This window comes from Bartonella sp. SL320, from assembly GCF_059687635.1.
On sequence record NZ_CM185143.1, the window covers coordinates 65,620 to 87,971 of the forward strand.

Here is a 22,352-nt window from a genome sequence, read left to right on the forward strand (position 1 = left end):
AGCTATTTTTAAAGCTTTGAAAGATAGACTTTTTAACTATGCAGTTTGATCGTGCACTTTATCAACATCCTAAACTTATTACTGTTTTTGGTGGATCTGGTTTTGTAGGGCGCCATGTTGTTGAGACTTTGACTAAACGGGGATATCGTGTTCGTATCGCTGTTCGTTGTCCACAAAAGGCTTATTACATGCTCCAAATAGGAGAAGTAGGACAAACCCAAATGCTGAAAACAGATATCAAGCATCGTGCCTCTGTTGCACGTGCATTGCGTGGAGCTGATGCTGCAGTGTTTTTGCCTGGTAGTTTAAAACAAGCCAATCAATCGAATTTTAAAAACACACAAATTGATGGTACTCACAATGTTGCTGAATTAACAGCAGAAGCTGGTATTCCACTCATCTATATGTCAACACTTGTAGCCAACGAGAACGCTTCATGTCTTTATGCACGTGTTAAATTTATGGGTGAGCAAATCGTTCATAACAAGTGTCCTCAAGCAATTGTTATCCGTCCGTCTATTATCTTTGGACCAGAAGATTGTTTTTTTAACACCTTGGCAGATTTTTCACGTTTTTTACCCATTATGCCTCTTTTTGGAGGAGGACAAAGTAAATTACAACCCGTGTATGTTGGTGACGTTGCTGAGTTTATCGCGCACGCTTTAGATGGACAGGTTTCTTGGGGAAAAAATTATGATCTTGGTGGTCCCCAGATTATCACCTTCCAAAATGCTCTTGAAACGATACTCAAAATTATTCACCGTAAAAAAACAATTCTATCCATGCCTCTTTCTGTTGGTTTATTGATTGGAAGAATTTTGGGAACCATTGGTAAATTGCCTTTTATACCAACACTTGTAACAGCCAATCAAATACGCTTTTTGCAAATGGATAATATTGTTTCTCAAGAAGCTATTGAAAATGGATATACTTTAGAAGGTGTGGGCATTACGCCTAAAGCAATAGCTGCATTCTTGCCAAATTATCTCTGGAGATTTCGTCCGCATGGTCAATTTTCCCAGAACTTGACTGTCTAAAATAAATTCTCCTGAACTGAGTTAATTGTTTGATTTTTAATTCATAGCTTGTTGCTGGCTACTTTAAAATTAGAGTGTTCAATAGATTAATGTTTTTTCACTTTTAACACTCCGTTCAGTCTTGAAAAAAGTGTTTCCTTGTATATTACGCTCTTTTGATAAAAATCATTGAAAATAGGAAAAAATACTTCTTATAAATCATCTTCCGGCAAGAGAAGATGCAACATGGGAATCCATAAGAACTAAATCCGGATTATCTATCCATAAATATAAAAATAAAAACATAGTGGCTTTTGCCTTATATTGTTTTGCTAAAAAGCTTAATCATGCAATGAAACAAGGTAATAATGCTTTTTTTAAACAACCATATAAGTGAGTAAATATACTATCTTTGATTAGCCCATAAAAAAATCAATATAAAAACTGTGGAGTCATGTGTCGTTTTTATTCTTTAAAAGGTGTTATTCTGGAGATTTTTAAAGAGCTTTTTCACATAAATTTTTCACATCAAAGAAGTCTTCTTTCTTGTCTTGCATTTTTTTTTAATTTCTCCTACCGTTCTTCAAAACACTGATTTAAAAGGAATGAAGCATGACAGCTCAAGATTTTGTTGTCAAAGATATTGCCCTTGCCGCTTATGGCCGTAAAGAACTTGATATTGCTGAAACTGAAATGCCTGGCTTGATGGCTTGTCGTAAGGAGTTTTCCACCAGTCAACCTTTGCGCGGTGCGCGTATTTCTGGCTCATTGCATATGACAATTCAAACAGCTGTTTTAATTGAAACATTAAAAGCGATTGGTGCGGATATACGGTGGAGCTCTAGCAATATTTTTTCTACGCAAGATCATGCAGCTGCCGCTATTGCCGCAGCTGGTATTCCTGTATTTGCTGTTAAGGGTGAAACATTGGAAGAATATTGGACTTATATAGATGCAATTTTCCAATGGCCTGATGGTAATCCTTCCAATATGATTTTAGATGATGGCGCTGATGCCACAAACTATATTTTAATGGGAAGTCGTGCCGAACAAAATAAAGATATCCTCTCGCATCCAAAAACGGAAGAAGAAGAAATTTTTTTCAAACAAATCCAAAAGCGTATGGATGCAACGCCAGGTTTTTTTACACGGCAGTGCGCAGCAATTAAAGGTGTCAGCGAAGAAACCACAACAGGTGTCAACCGTCTTTATCAATTACAAAAGCAAGGACTTCTGCCTTTTCCTGCTATTAATGTTAATGATAGCGTCACGAAATCAAAGTTTGATAATAAATATGGATGTAAAGAGTCATTGGTCGATGGCATTCGACGTGGGACAGACGTGATGATCGCTGGGAAAACAGCCATTGTCTGTGGTTATGGCGACGTGGGAAAAGGTTCAGCAGCATCTCTTTCGGGTGCTGGAGCGCGTGTTAAAATAACAGAAATTGATCCTATTTGTGCTCTTCAAGCAGCGATGGATGGCTATGAAGTTGTTAATTTGGATGATGCTGCCTCCAGTGCTGATATTATCATCACAACAACAGGCAATAAAGATGTTGTTCGTTTAGACCATATGCGACAAGTAAAGGATATGTGTATTCTTGGCAATATTGGTCATTTTGATAATGAAATCCAAGTTGCAGCTCTTAGAAATTTGCCATGGATAAATATTAAACCTCAAGTTGACATGATCACCTTTCCCGATGGAAAACGCATCATTTTACTCTCTGAAGGACGTTTATTAAACCTCGGTAATGCAACGGGGCATCCTTCTTTTGTCATGTCAGCCTCGTTTACCAATCAAGTTTTAGCGCAAATTGAACTTTTTACGCGTGCCAAACACTATGCAAATGAAGTCACTGTTTTGCCTAAACATCTTGATGAAAAAGTTGCACGTCTCCATCTTGATCGGTTAGGAATAAAATTAACTGTTTTATCAGAAGAACAAGCCGCTTATATTGGAGTTACACCGCAAGGGCCTTATAAACCAAACCATTACCGTTATTAAAATGCTTCCTTGGGTTTTAAAAAGGGAAAGATGTCGTGCTCAGCTTTGGTGACCATACCCCCAAAGAAAAAGCTCAAAAAATGATTCGAATCTATACGTCTATATTTTGTCTTTTTGTCTTTTTGTCTCCCACACGCGCTGTTGCGCAGTCGTTGGAAGGTTATTTACCATTTTCCTTCACGTTGCCAAATGGTCCATGGCTGCTTTTAGCGCTGTGTGGAGGAATTTCTTGTGCTTCATTTCTCACGTGCATAGCTGTTATTATGCAGACCAAAAAAGCTGCACAGAAACCTTTGAAGATAATTCAGGCAGATTTTTCTGAAAAACTTAAATATTATGAATGGCTTTTAGAGGAAACCGAGCAACTCCTTCTTATTTGGGAAAATCCAACAACCTTACCTCGTGTCGTTGGTGCCCTTTCCACATTGCAAAAAATAGGCATTGATCAGCAAAATTTTCAGCGCTTTGAGCTCTGGGTTGAAGAAAACTCTCTGCGAGAACTTGATTATGCATTGACTCAACTGCGCTCTCAATGTCACCCTTTTGAACTTTCTATCACCACCACAAATAATGTGCTGCTACATGTTACAGGAGTTATCGCAGGAACAGTCGCCATTGCTCGTTTTCAAGACATCTCAAAACAGCAAAGCGAAAATGCTCGTTTACAAAAAGATATTGCCCGTCTTCTTACTGAACTGAGAATGCAGCGTAATCTTCTTGATCTTATTCAAGAGCCTGTATGGATAAAAGATTGTGAAGGAAAAGTTTGTTTTATCAATCGCGCTTTTAGAGAAATGACAGACTTTCATGAAGGCAGTGATGAAGTGGGGGATCTTTTCAATGAAAATACACAATGCAAAACAGATGAAACAGAAACAATTTTTCAAGAACATGTTCACACCGTCATTGATGGAGAACGGCATCGTTTTCACCTCACACGTCTCACAACAGCCGAAGGGATGGCCGCTTTTGCACGTGATGACAGCGCCTATGAAAATCTTGCTCATGAATTAAAATATGTTCTTCAAAGTCATTGCGAAACCCTTGACCAAATCTCAACAGCTGTAGCTATTTTTGATACAAACCAAAAGTTAAAATTCTGCAATCATGCTTTTAAAGTTTTATGGCCCTTGGAAAGTTCCTTTTTAGAAAGTGAACCAAGTCATACGTTGTTTCTTGAACGTTTACGTGAAAAAGGACTCATTGCAGAACACCCTGATTGGCGCGCGTGGAAAGAAGAACTTTTTAAAGCCTATCAGCAAACAGAATCAAACCAACAAATTTGGAATCTTCCAGATGGACGTACGGTACGTGTTATCTCAACCCCTCATCCACAAGGAGGGGTCACGTGGCTTTATGAAAATCTTACAGAAAAAATTGATCTTGAACGTCGTTATAATACACTCATTAAAATACAAGGTGAAACACTTGATAAGCTTTCTGAAGGTGTCGTTGTTTTTGGTACTGATGGACGCCTTCGTTTATCGAATCCTGCCCTGTCGAAATTGTGGTCTCTGCCTTATAATTTACTGGTAGAAGGGACTCACATTACACAGTTACAAAACCATTGTTCAGCTTTAACATTGGGGAAAGAATGGGATCAATTTACTAAATTCATTACTGGTTTTGCTGAAAAACGTGAAACATATTCAGGTCGTATCGATCTTAAAAATGATACGATTATTGACTATACTTTGGTCCCTCTGCCCGATGGACAAACAATGCTTACTTTTGTGAATGTTACAGACACTGTCCATGTTGCACGTGCTCTTCAAGAAAAAAATGAAGCCCTAGAAAGTGCTGATCGTTTGCGCAATGAATTTGTCCAACATGTTTCTTATGAATTGCGGACACCTCTCACCAATATTATTGGATTTTCCGATATTTTACGGGATCAAATTTTCGGTTCTATCAATGAACGTCAACAAGAATATCTTGGGCATATTCATTCAGAATCAGGAACTCTTTTAAATATTGTTAATGATATTCTTGATCTTGCTACCCTTGATGCAGGTATCATGGAGTTAGACATAAAATCAGTTAATATTGCCGATGCAATGATACAAGCAGTAACCCGTGTAGAAGATCGCCTTAATGGACGCCATATTACGCTTTTACAGCAAATTTCTCCCTCCTTAAATTCTATTTCTGCTGATGAAAAACGCTTACATCAAATTTTTGTGAATGTCCTAAGTAATGCTATAAATTTTGCAACAGAAGCGAGCACTATTGAGTTTTGTGTCGATGAACAAGAGGATAACATTGTTTTTAGCGTTCATAATGAGGGCTCTGACATCCCTGAAGACATCCTTGATCGTATTTTTAAACGTTTTTCTTCCCATGCACACCATGGTGGGCGTGCGGGAGCTGGACTTGGTCTTTCACTCGTGAAAAGTTTCGTTGAACTACACGGTGGGCATGTTGAAATTATTACTGGTTCTGGAAAAGGAACAACTGTTAAGTGTTTTTTTCCACTCCTAAAAGAAGAGAAGACTTTTTAATTTCAACTTTTATTATAGAAAAAATTTTTTACCCATCTCATGGAAGTCTTAATGAATTTTAATTTTTTTTTTGAAAATGAAGAGGCAACAAAGATTTTTGCACAAAATTTAGCCTTTTCTTTAAAGCGGGGAGATCTTGTGACGCTGCAAGGAGATCTTGGAACTGGAAAATCAACCATTGCACGGACAATCATCCAAACGCTTGCAAACAATAAAACTATGGATGTTCCAAGCCCTACTTTTACTCTTGTGCAAAGCTATCAACTTCCACAGTTTGAAATTATTCATGCTGATCTTTATCGCCTTTCTATGGCAGAAGAAATTGATGAATTAGGGCTTGATGAAGCACGTGAAAAAAGCATTTTACTTGTTGAATGGCCAGAAAGAAGTGCAGATCTTTTGGAGCTTGCTACTTTTGCACTCACCTTAAAATATAAAGAACAGGGGCGTCATGTGACACTGAGAGCAGCACCACATTCTATTGAACGTTTGCAACGCTCTTTTGCAATTCGCACATAAAAAAATATCCACATGCCCATAGACATCATCATTTTTTAGTTGGTAACGCCTTAACAGACCTATGAAATTTGAAATGATGCATAATATAAAGAAGCCCATGGATGCACCAACCATAAAGATGAGACACAACACTGACTCTTTTATAAAAATGGCACAACATGCAAAAGAATTCCGTTAATTGATAGGAATGAATACGTTTTTCTTAGAGAATGGGTTTTTTATATTTTTTGAAGATTGTGAAAAAACTCTTTTGATTTGAAAGAAACGTGTAAGAGAATTTTAGATCAAAGTGTTAACTTTCTCAGAAGAGTATTAACGCACCTATAATGAATTTCTTGCTTCTTTCGACTTAAAAACTGCAAATTTCAGAAAAGAAATTTATAAAATCTTTGCTTAAAATCTTTTTCTATGCTTGCCAAGGACTCCCCAAAAGTCTCTTTATTGCTCGATTGATCTTTATTTTTTTATGTGTTGCCCCCTATCTCCGTAGCTTTATCTAAGAATAAAAAATACCCTTTCACCGAATATTCTTAGTGCGCATAAAAAAAGGGATTTTCTACATTGTTTATACAGGACAATCTTTTAATAAAAAATGATTTATTGAATATTGAATTATGCATAACTGTAGGGCTTCTTAAAAGCATTAAAATAAATGCTTTAAGTTTTTGATTTAATTGAATGGCTATTATAGTATATTGCAGAAAGAATATCTAAAAAATCAAAAGGAGAGATAAAGTTACTCTCCTTTATTGTTGCCTATATATGGCATTAACTAAGCGCATCTTTTATCCACTCAGAAAGACGCCCTTTAGAGGTAGCACCAACCATATTTGATGAGACATTTCCATTCTTAAACATTAATAATGTAGGGATAGAACGCACGCCATATTGGGTAGCCAGCTCCGGATTTTCATCAATATTTACTTTAGCAATTTTAACTTGATTTTGCATTTCCGTTGAAATTTCATCCAAAATTGGAGCAATCATTTTGCATGGACCACACCATTCTGCCCAAAAATCAACCACAACAGGCGTAGAAGAAGTTAAAACTTCACTTTCGAAACTATCCTTATCAACTTTTATACACGTCATTAATTTATCCTTTATCGTTATTTTTTATAGATTGGTATGATAACAATTCATATCAAGTTATTGCAAAGATAAATTATTAAAGAGTTTTTTGGCACCAAAAATTGTGAAGCGTGTTTATTTGAGCAGTTTTATGAAAATACAAAAGCGTAAAACTACTTCGACGAGAAGAAATAATTTATAAAGCAACTTCATTAAGAAATGCTTCGAGTTTTTCCGGAGGAAGTTTAAAAATTTTCGCTTCTTTACTATAGATAAGTAGTGCTTGGACATCTTTATTGGGATGAATAGCTTGCAACAATTTTCGATAAAGAGCCATTTGTAACCAATGATGAGGCGCAATAGCGTCTTCATTTTCTGGTGGGATTCCTGTTTTAAAATCAGCAAAGATAATGCTGTTTTGCGTGATGTAGAGACGGTCAATTTGACCAGAAATTGCTTGTTCTTTTCCACGAATTTTTACAATACCCATTAAGGGAACCTCAGCACGTGAATGCTCAGAGAAAAGAGGCTTGAGATCAACATGATCTAACATTTTCCAAATATGACGAAGAGCATCTTTTCTTTGGCTCTCCTCCCAATGAGAGGCTTTGATATTGAGATAGTTTTGAGCATACTCTTGACGCTTTTCTGGAGGGCAGTCAGGTAAATATTGTAATAATCGGTGAATGAGATAACCATATTCAATAAAAAAAGCTCTGTTGCTGTTTATTTCCCCTAAAACAGGTGAAGTGAAAAGCTGTTTTGGGTTTGAGGAAAGTTCTGCATCAGCTTCAATGGAAAGGCTTGCAACAGAGGGTTTTAACGGTTTTGGGAGTGCTGGTTCTGCTGGTGCTTTATGAGAGAAAAAAGTAGGCAAAGGGGGTAAAGCTTGACTTTCAGCAAAAGGAACTTCTTGGTTTATAGAAGCAGCAGAAGAAGACGTAATGCAATAACGCCAAGCTGCAATATCTTCCGCAGGGCCTTTTATAGCAACCGCATGGGGTTCAAGGGCTTTTTTTACCAATTGGAGCCATGTATCAGAGGGACTTTTCTGACTTTTATTATATCCACAAACAAATAAACGATCTTCAGCGCGTGTCATTCCTACGTAAAGAAGGCGTCTATATTCTTCTTCTGCACGTTCTTTTAAATGTGAAATTGCTCGTTTAGAGAGTTTTGTATCAAACTTTTCATTGGGGCGCCAAATAAAAGCTTGTTGTTCGTCCTCTTGTGCCTTGTTTAAAGGAACGTTAAGCAAATGAGGCGCATGCTGAGGATGCCAAATCGCACTACCAGGATCAACTAAAAACACAACAGCAGCCTCTAGTCCTTTTGCGGCATGAACAGTCATGATGCGAATTTCTTCATTGTTTTGTTCAAATTCACGTTTAATTTCTGGTTCGCTTACACTTAATGTTTCTAAAAAAGCTTGTAATCCTGGTAAGCTTGTTTTTTGAATGTTAAGCGTATAATCCATAAAAGCATCGAGCACATCATTGGCTTCAGATCCTAAACGAGACAGAATTTTTTGTCTTCCCTTATCATTATTTAAAATATGGCTATAAAACTCAAAAACCGGTATTTGATCCACTAAAGTGCGATAATGGCTTAACTTTTCAAAAGCATCTTTAAAAGACGCTTTCGATGATGCATGCTCACATAAACTTTGCCAAAGAGAGCCGGTTCGGTGTACGGCAAGCTGATAGAGTTCCTCTTCACTCAAAGCAAAAAGGGGGCTTTTTAATACGCAAGCAAGAGAAAGATCATCTTGTGGCTGCAAAACAAAACGCGCAAGCGCCATTAAATCACGAATACTAATATGTTTGGTGAGTTCTAAACGATCAACCCCTGCTACAGGAATATTAAGCTGTTTAAGAGCACGGGAAAGAGCTGAGACAAATTTACCACGTTTACGGACCAAGATCATAATATCACTTGCCCGTATTAAGCGTCCCTTTGCTGGAAGCATTTCGCCTTTTTGTAGCCAATCGGCAATCGTTTCAGCAATTTTTTCTGCTAAACGGACTTCAGGAGTATCTAAATGATCAACAGCAGCATACCAATCATGCGGAAATTCGCTTGTTTCTTTGGAAATGGCATCCCATATAACAACTTCACCCGGACTGTGCACACGAATGGCTTCATGCACCGTCTTTGTATTTTCTGCCGAAAGTCCTTTATAATTTTCTGGTGTTTCAAAAACCAGATCAACGCTTTTAAGAACATCTGCTGTAGAACGAAAAGAATAATGCAATTGTATTTTTTCAAATTGCTGTTTTGTTTGCTGCACTTTTTTTTGAATGATTCGTCCATTTGCAGCAAAATTTTCTGGAGCAGCTCCTTGAAAAGAATAAATAGATTGCTTTTCATCTCCAACAGCAAAAAGAGTTCGTATATTTGTTCGTTGGCTATACCCTGAAAAAAATTCTTGTGCCAAAAGTTGAATAATTTGCCATTGCTCTGGGTTTGTATCTTGTGCTTCATCAAGCAGAATATGATCAAGCCCTTGATCAAGTTTATAATGTACCCATTGGCTTGCACCTTTGCGCTGTAACAAATGAAGTGTACGCTCGATAATGTCGTCAAAATCTAAGAAGCCATTGGCTTTTTTTAGATTCGCATAGATTTCGAGATAAACGGCACACAGCTGAAAAGCAGCCATGTTGAGGGTAGCAACTTTTGCGCATTGGTATTTTTCTAAAAGAACAGAAATTTTGCTTTGTTTATCTTCAAGCATTTGTTGAATAAAAGGAAAAATTTCATCTGACTTTTTACGAAATAAATGTGGAAAATTACGTGGTTTACCCTCTGTGGTCAAATAAATATCAGAGATAATATTGAGAATATTGGTCTCATCACGCGCTTTTTCTAATTGGAAAAATTTTTCCACTATATCTTTCAGATTTTGGCTGCCGTTGGTTTCACAATGCTTAAGCGCATAAAGAGGAAGACGCGCAATTTGTTGAATTTGTTCCAGCAAAAATTGGTTTGTTTCACCGGGCGCTAAGTTAAAAAGCGCACGAAACTTTTCTTCTCCATTTTCAGATAAAAGAGAAGATAAAAAGTTAGAAATTTTATGTTGCTTTTCAGCTGCTTCATAGAGAAGTTTGTTAAAAGTATGTTCGCTAATAACTTTAAGTAACTGTTGTAAAGCAGGCTGTACATCACGACGTGCCAAAAGTTGGCGACGGGATTCTTGTCGTAATTTTTTGTGACTGACATCATCGGGAATTTCAAAATGCTGTGCAATATTGGCTTCCAACATAAATTGATGCAAAAGAGATTCACAAAAAGCATGAATCGTTTGAATTTTTAAGCCACCAGGTGTTTCAAGCGCACGCGCGAAGAGTTGTCGCGCATACGTTAATTTTTGCGCATTGACGGGTTTATTTTCAAACCGTGTCAAGGTTTCTTGCAGCTGTGCATCATCCAGTTCATTCCAACTGGAAAGCGTGCGAAAAATTCGTGATTGCATAACAGCAGCAGCAGCTCTTGTATAAGTAAGGCATAAAATACGTGCTGGAGGCGTACCGTTTAAAAGCAAACGAATAACACGTTCACTTAAAACGTGCGTTTTTCCAGATCCTGCATTTGCAGAAACCCACACGTTTTTCTGGGGATGTGTTGCCGTTGCTTGTGCATCAAGAGCGGCTTGAGGAATAGAAAAAAAAGTCATGATTACTCTTCTTCATGAAAACCAATTGACCATTCCCACAACCGTGCTAAATGGTCGTAGTCACCTTCATACCGTTTTTCCATGGGAACAGCATGTGAGAGATAGCCTTGTTGTGGATTTTGATAATACGTTATCAGCGCAATAAGATTTTTCCAGGCAATTTCACCAAGATTAACGGCACTAAGATATGTTTTTTTGTCTTTTTCCGTTACAAGAATAGATTGGGATTTAATTTCACCTTTTCCGTTCAAGGGAATGTAAAATAAATTTGAAGGGACAAGATCTTGAAAATCTGGAAATGCCCCTTCCATCAGCAAAGCTGTTTCTAAAGCCAATTGCGGAAATAATAATTCACGAACCTTTTTTGATGAAGGGGGAGTTCCGGTTTTAAAATCTAGAATTTCAACCGTTTTGTCTGGCAACACATCAAGTCGATCAGCCCGTCCTGAAAGGGTTACCCCTGTTGTGCCTATAGGAATTTTTTGTGAGACCACTTCAGCATAGCGCTTTCGCGGTCCTAAACTTTGTTCCCATTGAATAAGAAATGGAGCAAGATTTTCAAAACTGTTCCACCAAACTGTTTCAATATCGGGTGGAAAATTGAATTTATCAAATTCTTTACGTCCAATAGAAAGCAGGACATCTAATGCATTTTTAGCATTCGGATTTTCTATTTGTGTGCAAAAATTTGCAAGAATAGCGTGATAAAGTATTCCACGCTCACTAGCACTAGGATCATGAATCAGTGCTTTAAGGGGTTTGAGCCGTAGAATTTTTTTTGCATAAATAGCATAAGGATCATATCGCAATGTTTCTATTTCAGTAACTGAAAAATGACGCGGTCGCATCTCAAGGGGAGGAATAGGGCAAGGACGTTCTACATCAGAAATCATGCTTGTATGATCAAGCATCTTAGTCCAGTGACGTAGTATTTCACCGCGTGCACGAATTTGTTTCCAAACCTGTTTTCCTACAACGGTTTCTATGCGTTGTAGCCAGCGTGAAGGAATAGAAGGCGTATGATTAACGCGCAATGCGCGAGTCATCACCACTTTATCCATTCCCATAGCCCATTGAAAATCATGCGCCGAAAGACCAATACGCTGCTCTGGTGGTTCCAGCGTTAACATCATTTTCATCGGTCGTGATAAAAAAGCATCATTTTTGGCTGATATCGGCCATGATCCTTCATTAAGACCACCAATAACCACGGTATCAACCGTTTGCAAACGTGATTCCAAAGTACCCCAGATGAATAAACGTGGATGTCCTCCAGGTGAAGGTGTAACGGAACGCGTTGCGATCAATGCAGAAAACATAGCAGGCCATTCGCTAAGATGAAATGTTAATCCTGATTGATCACTGACCAATTCACGCAAAAAATTTGATAGAGCATGTCCTGCTTCGTGTTGATAAAGATGAGCAAGAGAATTATCCTCATTGCGACCAAAATTTTCAAAAACCTCAACCGTTGCTATCGCAGCTTCATTGATGGTGCATTCTTTCTCTTGTTTCAGAAGAGAGGCTAAAGGTTCAAAAGCTTTCTTTAAAAGCTGACAAAGGAGACGTGCTTCTTCACATTTCTGCTGATCAAGGGCATTGATTTCAGAACAATCATGGAAATATGTTTCAATCCATTTTTCAAGAAATTGATCACATTCGCAAAGATTGATGCGTCCTGTATTCCCTCGAAGAACAAAAAATTCAAAATTTTCCGCCATTTCGCGTAAGCGATGACGGTTTTGTTGGAGTGTTGTTAATGGATGTTTAAGAAGGGAAAGAAAAGCAATAGGATCATCAGGTTGTAATATATTTTCTAAAATAAGCCGTAAGAGCGTTACAGGCAATGTTTGTGCAAGGGGTATTCCCCCTGAATCATTTGCTTCAATACCAAATCGCTGCAATTCCGCAGCAACACGGCGTGCCAAATTACGGTCATTGGTAATAAGAGCAGCAGTTTTTTGGGGTTCTTCAATAGCTTTGCGTAAGGCAACCGCGATAGCGAGAGCTTCTTCACGTTCATTGATAGCTTCAATAAACGACCAGTCTGCGCAAATCTCCTCATAATCATCACGGACAATTTGTATCCATTTATCGGTTGTAGAAGCGGGACGTAATGCTTCTGATAAAAGCGCCATTCGTCTTTTCTTTACTGTACTTTGTTGACCAATTTCGCAAACATGGTCACGTGGACACTCCATGAGAGTGAGAAGTTTTTTTAAATGATATTGAGGATGACTAAAAACATTTTCTGCATGATCAAAAAAATCAGAATCTGTTTTTTCTTTATTCATTGTGCTGAGTGCATTCCATTGTTCTTCATCCATATGGAAATCAAGGCCAGGAAGAACAACTGCCCCTTTTGGTAGAGAGGCTATAACCTTTAAAAGACGAGAAACGGCGGGAATAGAACCCGATACACCAGCCGCAATAATCGGTTTATCAGATTGGGCGCGTTGTAATGTTTCTGCATGCATGGTGAGTGCTTTATTACGCCACTCAGCGGGATTATTTCGTTGCCTTTCTGTTAAGATTTGTGGCCAATTTTGTGTAACAATCGTCAGAAAATCGAGCGTTATTTGCCACCATTCAGCAACCGTATCAGGCGCAATATCTTTAAGTTTTGACCAGTCTGCTGCTTCTGTTTCAATTTCATCCATCAAATGCGCTAAATCTTGCGCAAGCCAAATGGCATCGGCACTATGCGCCGGAATCAGCACATCTTCTGTCCCAAACATAGCACGCAGATGCGCCGGCAATTTTTCACGCCATGGACGAATAAGGCGCGCTAAAAGCAGCAAGCGTTCACTTTCTCCAATAGGCGGATTGAGAGCGCTGGTATGATTTTCAACAAACAGGAAACTATCTTCGTCAACATCTCCTAAAGCACGAATGGTTGGCAAAAAGGTTGACTGTGTATCGCTTCTTTCAACAAAAGCTAAACGCAAAGCACGAGCCGCACGACGTGTTGGAACATAAATAAGGCTATCAGCAAGAGCGGTTTGAATATCCCCATTGGGCGCAAAATTATCAATAAGAGTACCAGAGAGCAGCGCATCAACAAAGTGAGGCAAAAAAGCTGTTCCAGAAGAAATAGAAAAAACACGCGGTTTATAGGTCATACGAGCTCATATTTGAGATAACAAATTGCATCTTATTGATTATTTGAATCATTTTGACTGTATACAATTTTCATTACAAGGAAAAACTGAAAAACTATCCTTATACAGGATATTTTTAGCTTAGATTTTTACAAAACATCGAAAGACATTCTATGTCTTAAACCATCATGAAAAAATATATCAAAATTTTCCTGATATTTTTCAACGAAGAATGAGTTGTATTTTAGCTAATATATTGATTTATAATGATAATCTATCGATATTCAATTTGAATTATAACCTTGAATACCCTAAGATTCTTTTATTTTAAATCTGTGTATGTTGAAACAATCAAAACCATCCCCTTGCACATTATCAAGTAAGATCAGCGTGTGGAGTAAAACGGTACAAGAAAGGCGTGGCTTTTCATGAATCATTGAGAAGTTCTAAAAGTTAATTCGCAACATTTTAGAGCTAGCACATTAGAGCTAGCACAAATGTGTGATGGTGTTGGCTTGCTCTTAAGACGGGATTGCGCAATAGATTTATCGCTATACCCTTCACAAGCGCCATCGCAAAATGAACTTGAAGACATTGAGAAATTTTTTTTAAAGCCCGTGAATGTGCAATACGATAGTGCTTTGCTCTATGTGAAAAGCGGAATCCCCTTAAAGAATATGAGAAACCAAAACATGAGACAATAAGCAAACTTCATTATTTAAATAGGTGTTCAAAACAACACATCATCCTGTTGCAAAGTTACACGTTTTTTAAAAGAAGCATCTCTTACGCACGCAAGCCTACCGCATAAATGAATGCTACATCGTAAATAATATAATACATAGCATACCGTAAAATCTTTCATGTATGAGACAAAATTCATCGCACCCCACCAATTTTTACTTTAGAAAGCAGCAAACCGGCAACATTATTTTTCCTCTCATCCAATATTTGGACAGTTCTTGGGTATGGAGAAGAGGTATTTTATTTCTTTTTTCAAATTTTTTTACACACACACCAATCCTATTCATCGGTATTGCCAGTAAATGGTTGTTATTGTTTTAATAGAGGCTTCCAAATGAAAGAACTTCATAATATTTAGATTCTTACATCCCTGGTAAAGGCGATAAATGATCATTATAAATCAAGTCGTTGTATAAAATTTTTTTCTTTATTTTAAGAGCGCACTTGATAATCTTTAACAGCAGAAAATTTTATTTTAGGGGCTCTTTCTGCCTCATAATTCAATGAAAAGTGGTTCTCTGCTAAAAAAACTGGATCACCTTCTAAATCATACGCAATAGCAGAACGGTGATTGCTGAGAAATTTTTGCAACTCATCTTTGCTCTGCGCAGAAATCCAACGGCACAAATTAAAGCGCGCTGACTCAAAATTCACCGGTAAAGAATACTCTATTTTTAATCGTTCTTTTAAAACATCAATTTGCAAAGCACCAATAACCCCAATAAGAGAAGGAGACCCATCATCAGGAATAAATAATTGCACAACCCCTTCTTCAGCCATTTGTTGCAAAGCTTCTTTGAGTTTTTTTGCTTTCATTGGATCACCCAAACAAACACGACGCAAAATTTCTGGTGCAAAATTAGGTACACCCTTAAAGAGGACATCTTCTCCTTCTGTCAAAGTATCACCAATCCGTAATGTTCCATGATTAGGAATTCCCACGATATCACCCGCATAAGCTTGATCAGCAATTTGGCGTGAACGTGCAAAGAAAAATTGTGGGGCCGAAAGTGTTATTGGTTTTCCTGTTCGAACCAACTTTGTTTTCATACCACGTTCAAGTGTTCCCGAACATACCCGAAAAAATGCAATACGATCACGATGATTAGGATCCATATTCGCTTGAATTTTAAAAACAAATCCCGTCATTTTAGGTTCTATTGCTATGATCTCGCGTTGATCTGCACTTTGATCACGAGGACTTTGACCAAAATCAATGAGTGCATTGATCAAATCACGAACACCAAAATTTCGTAAAGCCGAACCAAAATAAACTGGCGTCATATGACCTTCATGGAAAGCTTGAAGATCAAAGTTTTTGCAAGCACTTCGAGCGATTTCTACCCCTTCAATAAAAGTTGAACGTTGATACTCTGGAAGTAAATGGACAATTTCACTGGGGTCTGAAACGATCCGCTGTGTTATTTCATCGTCTTTTTGACGAAAGCGATTATGATGAAGATCATAAGTGCCAACAAAATCTTTACCCGTCCCAATCGGCCAAGTTATGGGTGCGGTATCAAGCGCTAACTTTTCTTCAATTTCGTCTAAAAGCTCTAATGGATCACGTGCCTCACGATCCATTTTATTGATAAAAGTAACAATAGGAATATCCCGCATCCGACATACTTCAAATAATTTTAGTGTTCTAGGCTCAATCCCGCGGGCCCCATCCAATACCATGACAGCACTATCAACCGCAGTGAGTGTGCGATAGGTATCATCTGCAAAATCTTCATGGCCTGGAGTATCTAGGAGATTAAAAATATGATTTTCATATTCAAATGTCATCACCGAAGTCACAACAGAAATACCACGATCACGCTCAATATTCATCCAATCAGAACGGGTTTGAATACGATCTTTTTTGGCTTTTACCTCTCCTGCAAGTTGAATAGCGCCACCAAACAATAACAGCTTTTCTGTCAATGTTGTTTTTCCAGCATCTGGGTGAGCAATAATTGCAAATGTACGGCGTCGCTTTACTTCTTGCACTCTTCGTTCCATTATTCCTCCATATGCCGCCGTGCAAGCGCTTCAGCAATCAATGCACGCATTTCATCAATTCCATAAAGCGCTATAAATGATCCCCATCGAGGACCTCGCTCTTGTCCTAAAAGAACTTCATACAACATTTGGAAAAAGACATTGGAAACACCAGGTCCCCCTTCGGGACTTTTTTTGCTATGATCTTGGTAGCGTTCCGTTAACCGTGCAACATCAAGAAGCGTATTTTGCAATATGTTGCCATCAAAAGTTTCAGGCAAATTGGCTAACTTTTCATCAATTTGTGCTAATGTTGCACGTTCGCTGTCATCTGGTAGACGAAATTTTTTATTGGGTTTAACAAAGACATCAAAATATTTAATGGCAAATTGCACCAATTGATCCAGTTCTGGATAAGTTTGTGCATTGGCTCCTTGAGCATAACGAGAAATAAAACCCCATAGAACCTCTGCATTCTCTGCATTTGAAGCACTGACCAAATTTAAAAGCATGGCAAAAGATACCGGCAAATCAACCTTTGGTGGAGAGCCATTATGAATATGCCATACAGGATTATTAAGACGCTCTTGCCAACTTTGACGACCATAGGCTGAAAGATGTGCATAATATTCATCCACGGCTTTGGGAATAACATCAAAATAAAGCCGTTTGGCTGTTTTAGGCTTTGAAAACATATAAAGCCCTAAACTCTCTGTCGGGGCATAATTAAGCCATTCATCAATGGTTAAACCATTTCCCTTGGATTTGGAAATTTTCTGACCCTTTTCATCTAAAAAGAGTTCATAGTTAAATCCTTCTGGAGGTTTTCCACCCAATACTTTACAAATTTTAGAAGAAAGATTTGTGGAATCGATAAGGTCTTTTCCTGCCATTTCATAATCAATGCCAAGCGCTGTCCAACGCATAGCCCAATCAACCTTCCACTGGCACTTAACCTTGCCCCCTGTGATCTCTGTTTCTATGGTTTCGCCTGTTTCAGGCTCGATATACGTGACTGTTCCTTTTTCAACATTCCGCGCAATCATCGGAACCTGTAATACTTTTCCAGAAAAAGGAGAAATCGGCAAAAAGAGTGAATAGGTTGCTTGTCGTTCTTCACCCAATGTTGGTAAAATAATCGCCATCACTTTGTCATAACAGGCAAGAATTTTTAAAAGTGTTTCATCAAAACGACCAGAACTGTAATAATCCGTAGCACTTGCAAATTCATAATCAAAACCAAAACGATCAAGAAAAGTTCGTAAACGCGCATTATTCGCTGCTCCAAAAGAAGGATAATCATCTCCAAAAGGATCAGGGACACGGCTTAACGGTTGACCAAGATAACGCTCCATCTTCTCACGATCAGGTACATTCTCAGGAACTTTGCGCAAACCATCCATATCATCAGAAAAACAAAGCAATTTTGTTTTTACTTTATTTTCTGTGAGAATATGAAATGCATGACGCACCATGGTTGTACGTGCAACCTCTCCAAAAGTCCCAATATGTGGTAAACCAGAAGGTCCATAACCCGTTTCAAATATTACACTTTCTGGATAACCCACCTTTTCATACCGTTTGATAATCTTACGTGCTTCTTCAAATGGCCAAGCTCTCGATTGAGCAGCCGCATCTTTTAATTCAGGCGTAAGGTTAAGGGCATCAAACGGATCACGCATTATTATTTATCCTAAAAATTATACTCTTTAAAAATAGGGTGTATGGTTCTTGAATTTATTCGTCAATAATAGCAAGCAAAAAGATGAAAATTTCTTTATATTCTTAAGCCACAACACAAAAACTTCCCTTGCTGTAAACATATTTCGTTCTGATAAAAATAAAAAATATTCAATATTATAAAGCAAAAATTATCTCATTTTGATTATCAAAGCCTTCATTGCTTTTATCATGAGAATCGCTGATTATGTTATGTTGATCAGCAAGCCAGCATTATCCCGCACTTTGCCAGCTCTAAATATTGTTTCCCCCCTTGACACTTGAGATGTATACAGTTTCACCTTCACATCAGCTCACGCCTATAACGTGTAAGCAAATAAATTTTTTTTATTCAAAATGAGAGATATTTGAAATAAGAGCATTATACGCTATTGAAGGTTTTTATTCAATAGAAATAACGCTAAATGATCATTATAAACCAATAGGATAAAGCATAAAAACGAAGTCTTTAATACTGAACGAAAAAACTGCAGAAAAATAGATAAAAATGCTTAAATGAAGCATTTCATACAAAAGCACTAATCTACATTAAACTTGCCACAGTGAAATTTTTTATTTCTTTTATTTAATAACCTTGATGACGCATGGCCAAATGTACATACAAACGCAGAGCATTTAATTTAATAAAACCCGTCGCATCTTTTTGATCACAAGCGCCTTGATTATCCTCGATAAGTTGCCAACTCACTCGAATAAAGTTGACTTTTGACTCCCTTCAACAATCACATTCCCTTTATAGAGTTTTAATGTGACTTCATCTTTAATATATTCTTGGGATAAATTAATTTCTGCCTGCAACATCTTACGTTCAGGTGAAAACCAAAAACCATAATACATAATAAATGCGTTCTGCATAACGTGGTATCAATTCATCTTTTAAATGTGCTGGAATACGATTTAGCGTTAAAGATTCTATCGCTCTATCAGCCGTTAAAAGGACGATCCCTCTTAGTATTTCATAAATACCCCACGATTTCATACCCTCAAAGCGATTTTCTACCAAATCTAATCGACCAATACCATTATTGTGTCCATAATGACTTAATTCTGCAAGTAAAGTTGCAGGAGATAAATTTTTTCCATTGATTAAAACCACATCGCCTTTTTTAAAGCTAAAACAAATTTTCTAATATTTTGTCACTTTTTTCACTCTAAAGTTCTATACGAACTGCTTTTTATCAAGAAATAAAAACAATGTAGAAAGTATAAAAATACTCTTTAAACAACATTAAAAAGACTCAAAAAGCGTAAATAAGGAGCCCTCAAATTATAACAGAGTGAACACTGCTTAAAATAATAGGAGATTTACGTGTCATTTCTACCGGAGTGGTCTATTCTTGTACAATTCGCTTTAGCTTCGTTGATTTTAGCACTTATTCCAGGACCTGATATGATGCTTTCTGTAGGGAGAACCATTACACAAAGCAAAAAAGCGGGAATTATATGTGCCTTGGGAAGTGCAACAGGGTTTGCCATTCAAGTTACCGCTGTAGCACTTGGCTTATCAGCGCTTATCTTTGCTGCACCACACACTTTTGTTCTTCTGAAAATTGCGGGCGCCTTTTATCTCTTATGGTTTTCCTTCCAAGCATTACGAAGAAAACCGACATTTTCTTTTGAACCAACATCTTCTAAATCTCACAGTTTTAAACGTAACTATTTTGCTGGTATTGGAATTAATCTTCTCAATCCTAAAGTCATACTCTTTAACGCAACATTCTTACCACAATTTATTGATGCGAATGATCCTATGGCAACACAAAAGTTACTCTTTTTAGGACTTTCTTATATTCCTATTTCTTTTCCCATTACAATTTCAGTTGTTTTTACAGCACACAAACTTACCAAAACCCTTAAACAAAACCCTCTTTATCTTCGCTTTCTCGACTGGCTTATTGCAGGTATTTTCACCAGCTTTGCCCTTCATCTTCTTATCATTACAAAAAATTGATTTATAAGGTGTAATTTATCGTTTTTAATTTAAATAAAAACTCTAAATATAGTGAAACTCTCTCATTTTAAAGCTGTTTATGTTGAATTAAATAATCGCTTTTTCTTGGACTTCACAAGAGATGGACTTAACAAGAAAAGATGAAATTGTCATATGGATAAAAACAACTAAAAAAGAGTATCTCTTATAAAGCGTCTTAAAAACCAAAAGCTTTTACAACATTAGGGTATGAAAAATAAAACAGACTTAACCACTTAAACCTCTATTGAACGTAAAGATGTGGAAGCCCCCTACGTTTCACAGAAGCTTTTTACACCTTACAGGCATTGTCATGAGATAAGTATCTTCAGAAATACTTAAAAAAATATGTCATTAGACAACACAATAATATTTGTGTTTTAGACACCCTATTTTGTAAGTGTGTCGTAATCTTATTAAAGAACGTAATAAACAAAAACACGAGGCAATGTACATTTCCACTCTTTGGAATATATTATTGTCAATGCTTTTAAAAGTCATAAAGCCAAAGTCAAAGAGTGTAGAAGCGAGGTGGAAATATATGGCCCGTGAGACCTTCCTCTAAATTAGGCTCGTTCCTCATTTCAGAAATTACGCAAAAAGACTCTATGTAATATCTTTTTCCCTATTGAACCTATAAAAGCTAGAACATTCGTCTCGTACTGATCCAGTTTTATTTCACATATACTATCGCATGAGATTTTGAATTGATTCATAGAAAAAAGCACAAGCTTTATATCATTATAACGCTGAAAATTACGTTAACGAATGATCAATGGCATTCTCAAGTTTCAAACGTTCAGATTTCCGTAAACGCTCTGAAGCCGATTTAAGCTGTCCACATGCCGCTAAAATATCGCGTCCACGCGGTACCCGGATAGGAGAGGCATAGCCTGCTTGATTAACAACATCAGCAAAACGTTCGATTTGCTCCCAGTCAGAACATTGATAATTACTCCCTGGCCACGGATTAAAAGGGATTAAATTGATCTTAGCAGGAATCCCTTTCAATAACTGAATCAATCGCTTCGCATCATCTAAACTATCATTGATATCTTTCAGCATAACATATTCAAACGTGATTCGTTTTGCATTCGACAAACCGGGATAATTACGGCAAGCATCCATTAACAAAGCCAACGGATATTTTTTATTGATGGGAACAAGCATATCCCTCAGTGTATCATTTACAGCGTGGAGTGAAATTGCTAACATAACACCAATTTCTTCCCCGGTTCGGATAATTCCAGGAACAACTCCACTGGTTGAAAGCGTAATTCGGCGTTTTGATAGAGAAAGACCATCGCCATCAGAAGCAATCAATAAAGCTTTTTTGACTGCTTCAAAATTATAAAGAGGCTCTCCCATTCCCATCATAACAATATTGGTAATTTTACGCCCTTCAACGGGAACAATTGCCCCGTCAGGAGTATCTTTATCAGGAAAATCACCTAAACAATCACGTGCAACCAATAATTGTGCCAAAATTTCTTCTGCCGTCAGATTGCGAACAAGCATCTGCGTTCCTGTATGGCAAAAAGAGCAGGTTAACGTACACCCAACTTGCGATGAAAGGCATAAAGTACCACGTCCTTCTTCAGGAATATAAACCGTTTCAACTTCAACAGGCCTGCCAGCCCCACGTGCTGGAAAACGCAAGAGCCATTTACGTGTACCATCTTTTGATATTTGTTCTCCAACAATTTCCGGACGAGCAATGGAAAAATGACGTTCAAGTGTTTCCCGCATTACTTTAGAAATATTCAGCATTTCATCAAAATTTGAAACGCCGCGTACATAAAGCCAATGCCAAAGCTGACGTACACGCATACGCGTTTGACGTTCTGGTATACCAACTGTCTTTAAAGCTTGCACCATTTCATCTTGCGATAAGCCAATTAAAGAGAGCTTAGAACTCTCCTTTATCACCACATTATCTGTTTTTTGCGCAAAACATGAACCAACTGGTCTAAGGTCATAAGAAATGGCCATTGCTTTCCAATTCACATCACTATTTTA

11 protein-coding genes and 1 pseudogene are annotated in these 22,352 nt (G+C 37.5%); 5 read left to right on the plus strand and 7 right to left on the minus strand.

Annotated elements, in window-relative coordinates; genetic code table 11:
* The first annotated feature begins 38 nt into the window (after positions 1–38).
* From AC6ER8_RS00235 to tsaE, 4 genes are all read left to right on the plus strand, one after another.
* On the plus strand, positions 39–1,037 hold the full coding sequence (locus tag AC6ER8_RS00235) for a complex I NDUFA9 subunit family protein (RefSeq protein ID WP_497078358.1): 999 nt from the start codon (positions 39–41) through the stop codon (positions 1,035–1,037).
* A 591-nt stretch (positions 1,038–1,628) separates the two neighbouring features.
* On the plus strand, positions 1,629–3,026 hold the full coding sequence (ahcY, locus tag AC6ER8_RS00240; protein WP_497078360.1) for an adenosylhomocysteinase: 1,398 nt from the start codon (positions 1,629–1,631) through the stop codon (positions 3,024–3,026).
* Between the two features lie 35 nt (positions 3,027–3,061).
* Positions 3,062–5,527: a PAS domain-containing sensor histidine kinase gene (locus AC6ER8_RS00245; RefSeq protein ID WP_497078362.1), complete on the plus strand. Its 2,466-nt coding sequence runs from the start codon at positions 3,062–3,064 to the stop codon at positions 5,525–5,527.
* 51 nt (positions 5,528–5,578) lie between these two features.
* A complete protein-coding gene (gene tsaE / locus AC6ER8_RS00250; RefSeq protein WP_497078364.1) occupies positions 5,579–6,046 on the plus strand; it encodes a tRNA (adenosine(37)-N6)-threonylcarbamoyltransferase complex ATPase subunit type 1 TsaE in 468 nt (155 codons plus the stop codon).
* 768 nt (positions 6,047–6,814) lie between these two features.
* On the opposite strand, the gene trxA is transcribed toward tsaE, so the two are convergent.
* The 6 genes and pseudogenes from trxA to AC6ER8_RS00280 all read right to left on the minus strand — a co-directional run.
* A complete protein-coding gene (gene trxA / locus AC6ER8_RS00255) occupies positions 6,815–7,138 on the minus strand; it encodes a thioredoxin (protein WP_497078366.1) in 324 nt (107 codons plus the stop codon).
* A 175-nt stretch (positions 7,139–7,313) separates the two neighbouring features.
* Positions 7,314–10,793 carry a double-strand break repair helicase AddA gene (addA, locus tag AC6ER8_RS00260; protein ID WP_497078368.1) on the minus strand — a complete coding sequence of 1,160 codons (3,480 nt, stop codon included), beginning with the start codon at positions 10,791–10,793 and terminating at the stop codon, positions 7,314–7,316.
* Between the two features lie 2 nt (positions 10,794–10,795).
* On the minus strand, positions 10,796–13,915 hold the full coding sequence (gene addB, locus AC6ER8_RS00265; protein WP_497078369.1) for a double-strand break repair protein AddB: 3,120 nt from the start codon (positions 13,913–13,915) through the stop codon (positions 10,796–10,798).
* A 1,155-nt stretch (positions 13,916–15,070) separates the two neighbouring features.
* A complete protein-coding gene (locus AC6ER8_RS00270) occupies positions 15,071–16,645 on the minus strand; it encodes a peptide chain release factor 3 (RefSeq protein WP_497078371.1) in 1,575 nt (524 codons plus the stop codon).
* Positions 16,645–18,309 (minus strand): lysine--tRNA ligase, encoded by a 1,665-nt coding sequence (locus AC6ER8_RS00275; protein ID WP_497079682.1) that lies wholly within the window; start codon positions 18,307–18,309, stop codon positions 16,645–16,647. The genes AC6ER8_RS00270 and AC6ER8_RS00275 overlap by 1 nt, the downstream gene beginning before the upstream one ends.
* A 620-nt stretch (positions 18,310–18,929) precedes the next feature.
* A pseudogene (locus AC6ER8_RS00280) lies at positions 18,930–19,487 on the minus strand (adenine nucleotide alpha hydrolase family protein); the annotation flags it as partial.
* Between the two features lie 186 nt (positions 19,488–19,673).
* On the opposite strand from AC6ER8_RS00280, the gene AC6ER8_RS00285 reads away from it, so the two are divergent.
* Positions 19,674–20,315 (plus strand): LysE family translocator, encoded by a 642-nt coding sequence (locus tag AC6ER8_RS00285; protein WP_497078373.1) that lies wholly within the window; start codon positions 19,674–19,676, stop codon positions 20,313–20,315.
* A 774-nt stretch (positions 20,316–21,089) separates the two neighbouring features.
* Here the strand turns inward: AC6ER8_RS00285 and rlmN are convergent.
* Entirely contained in the window at positions 21,090–22,325 is a 1,236-nt protein-coding gene (gene rlmN / locus AC6ER8_RS00290; protein WP_497078375.1) for a dual-specificity RNA methyltransferase RlmN, read from the minus strand.
* Positions 22,326–22,352: the final 27 nt, after the last annotated feature.